We start from the raw sequence: 3,084 nt of genomic DNA on the forward strand, positions 1-3,084 counted from the left end.
GGCCGTAGCCGCGGGCGTCCATCGCCGCCGCCAGGGACACCGAGCGCTCCAACGCGCCCTCCAGGACCGGCAGCCCCACCTGGAGCAGACCGCGCACCCCCTTGTCCGGGCGGCCGCGCAGGCGGCGGGCCGCGCGCAGGCGGCGCACGTCGGCGATCAGGTTCGGGGCGAACGTCATCGCCACGACCACCGCGACCCCCGCCTCGTACAAGGCGCCGGGGAGCGATTTCAGCAGCCGGGAGGGGGAGGCGAGCGCGTTCGCCGCCCCTACGCAGATGAGGAGCGCGGCCAGCTTCAGGCCGTCGTAGAACGCGAAGGCGAGGCCCTCCAGCGTCACCCGGCCACCGATCCGCACGCCCTGCGCCCAGTCCGGCAGGGGCACCTCGGGCAGCGTGGCCAGGATGTGCGTGCCCGGGATCGGGGAGCCCAGGACCGTCGCGAACAGCAGGCGGATGCCGATCACCACCAGGGCCAGCTTCACGAACGCCCCGTACGAACGCGCCCACGGCGCCTCGGTCCGCCGCGCCGCCACCACGTACCCGGCGACGCCGACGAGGAGCGCGAGCAGCAGCGGGTTCGTGGTGCGGGAAGCGGCCGTGCCGAGGCCGAGCGCCCAGATCCACCAGGCGCCCGGGTGCACGGCGTTGGAACGGTGGGCCCGCGGGGCCCGGAGCGTACGGACGGCAGTCATCGTCAGGGGCGGCGGCGCTTGGCCTGCCAGATCGCGCCGACGCCGAGCAGGGCGACGACGGCGACACCGGCGAGGACACCGACGGACGGGCCGGAACCCGACGGCTTCTTCGCCGCGGGCGACTCGGTCTGCTGCGCGTCCTGCTTCTGCGCGTCCTGCGACGCCACCTGCTCGCCGCAGCCGGCCTCCGGATAGCCGGAGATGGCGCACAGCAGCGCGTTGCTGTCGTAGCGCAGCGGCTTGGCGACGGACGCGAGTGCGTCCGCCGACGTCGCGTCCTTGCCGACGCGCGCGCACGCCGTGCGCGGCGCGGGCGGGCTCTCGCCGTGCGGTGCGTCCGCGGCCGTGCCGAAGTCGACGACCAGGGCCACGCGCTTGTCACCGCTCCTGGCGGGGGTGTCCGCGCAGATGGCGGCGAAGTCGGCGGCGCCGCGCGGCTGCGTGGCGTCCTTGGAGTCCGCGCTCACCGCGAAGCGGAAGCCCTGGACGTCACCGTCCGACGGCGTCGTCTGCGAGGGGCCCGCCGTCGCGTACGTCCAGGCGCCGCCGTCCCGCTCCCAGAACGACCAGTAGCGGTAGCCGGCCGCCTGCGCAGGGACCGCGGTGAGCCCGAGCAGCGCGGCGAGCAGGCCGAGGACCAGCGCGGCGGTCCGCCCGCGCGTCACAGCTGCTGCTTCTTGCGGCCGCTGATCAGGAAGCCGGCACCGACGGCGGCGACGAACATGACGCCGACGATCCACCAGGTGCCGAAGCCGCCGCCGCTCTTGTCGTCCTTCTTCTCGTCCTCGTCGCCGGAGCCGGCGGAGGCCGGTGCCGGGCCCGTCTTGTTCAGGGCGCTCACCAGGTCGGTGCCGGCGAAGTCGCGGGGGTCGTTGCCGGTGGCGTGTGCGGCGAAGATCAGCTGGGAGTAGGCCGCGGGACCGGACTGCGCGGCCCAGCCCTTGGCGTTCTTCTCCAGCCAGGCGTACGGGTCCTTCGTGTACTTGATGCCCTCGGCGGCCGCGACGGAGGTGACCGCGTCGGCGGTGTTGCCGTAGTCGGGCTGGTCCTCGGCGCCTGCCAGCTGGGACTTCAGGTACAGGTGGGTGGAGAGCTGGTTCTGCAGGTAGACGGCGCCGTTGTGCGCGAGGGCGTCGGCGCTCCTGCCGTCCTCGCACGTGTACGCGTCCGGAGCCTTGCCCTTGCCGGGCGCGAACCCGGTGCCGAGCGCGCCGAGCACGCCCGCGGCGGTGGCGTCGGCGTTCGCGGCGAGCTTGCCCTTCTTGTCGGGCTGGTAGGCGAGGGCGCCGCCGCTCTTGCCCTCGGAGCAGGGCAGGGCGAGGGAGGCGAGGGCGTCGGGACCCGACTTGCCGGAACCTGACGTCACGTCCGCAGGCTTGTGCCCCGCGGCCGCGAGCGCGCCGAGCACCACGGACGTGGAGTTGGCGTCGCTGGCGCCGCCGGGGTTGTAACCCCAGCCGCCGTCGGTGTTCTGGTTCTTCTTCAGCCAGCCGACGGCCTTGGTGACCGCGCTGTCGTGGCCGCCGACCGCGGCCAGGGCCTGCACGGCGGCGGCGGTGCTGTTGCTGTCCAGCGCCGTCTTCGCGTCGCACGCCGTGCCGGGCTCGGCGCGGAAGGCGGCGAAGCCCCCGTTCGCGCACTGCTGCCCGGCCAGCCAGTCGACGGCCTTCGCGGCGGGCTTCACGCCCACGGTGTCCTGCGCGACGAGGGCGAGCGACTGGCGCCACACGCCGTCGAACGAGGGGTCGGACTTCCCGTACAGCCCGGACGGGACGACGACCTTGGGCGAGGGGGAGGGCGAGGCACCGTCCGCGACCGCGGCCTGCGCGCTCACGGCGCCGATCACGACGGTCGCGGCGACGAGCGCGGCGCTGCGGCGAATGTTCATGGTGGGGCGGGTGCCTCTCCCTGCGGGGGGCCGGGCGGCACGGCACGCACTGGCACCGGGCGGCTCCGGCTCCGTGTGCCTCGACGGTCCTGAGCCGTTCAGATGCGTAGGAGGCATTCCGGCTCTACGGCTGCGGGTCAGCGCCGGACTCGCACCGGCTTCCCCTCATACGCACAAACTGACGACCCACCCACTCTACCGGCCCCCCCACAGACCCCCCACAAACCCCCACCTGCCCACGCCCCCCGACCCCACCCCGCACAAACCGCCCAGGGCTCGCCCCACCCCGCCAGGGGCGCGGGGAACTGCGCGCCCAGCCCCGACGGCGCCGCACTAGCAGTCCGTCCCCACCCGCCCCGCACAAACCGCCCGGGCCCACCCCACCCCGCCAGGGGCGCGGGGAACGGCGCGCCCAGCCCCGACGGCGCCGCACCCACACACCGACCGCACCCACCCCGCACAAACCGCCCAGGGCTCGCCCCACCCCGCCAGGGGCGCGGGGAAC

3 protein-coding genes and 1 riboswitch are annotated in these 3,084 nt (G+C 74.9%); all 3 genes read right to left on the minus strand.

The features are described 5' to 3' along the window. Window positions 1–691 (minus strand): energy-coupling factor transporter transmembrane protein EcfT (locus G3I40_RS00785; protein WP_239091439.1); only part of this gene is annotated, 691 nt, incomplete at its 3' end. Window positions 692–693: 2 nt separating this feature from the next. Next, window positions 694–1,356, minus strand: a complete 663-nt coding sequence (locus G3I40_RS00790) for an SCO2322 family protein (RefSeq protein WP_164300195.1) — start codon at window positions 1,354–1,356, stop codon at window positions 694–696. Next, window positions 1,353–2,579, minus strand: coding sequence for a prenyltransferase/squalene oxidase repeat-containing protein (locus tag G3I40_RS00795; protein ID WP_164300196.1), 1,227 nt, complete (start codon window positions 2,577–2,579; stop codon window positions 1,353–1,355). Before G3I40_RS00795 ends, G3I40_RS00790 begins: the two co-directional genes overlap by 4 nt. A 90-nt stretch (window positions 2,580–2,669) precedes the next feature. Further along, window positions 2,670–2,785, minus strand: a riboswitch (cobalamin riboswitch). Between the last annotated feature and the right edge of the window lie 299 nt (window positions 2,786–3,084).

The organism is Streptomyces sp. SID14478, assembly GCF_010548525.1.
Classification (GTDB): Bacteria; Actinomycetota; Actinomycetes; order Streptomycetales; family Streptomycetaceae; genus Streptomyces.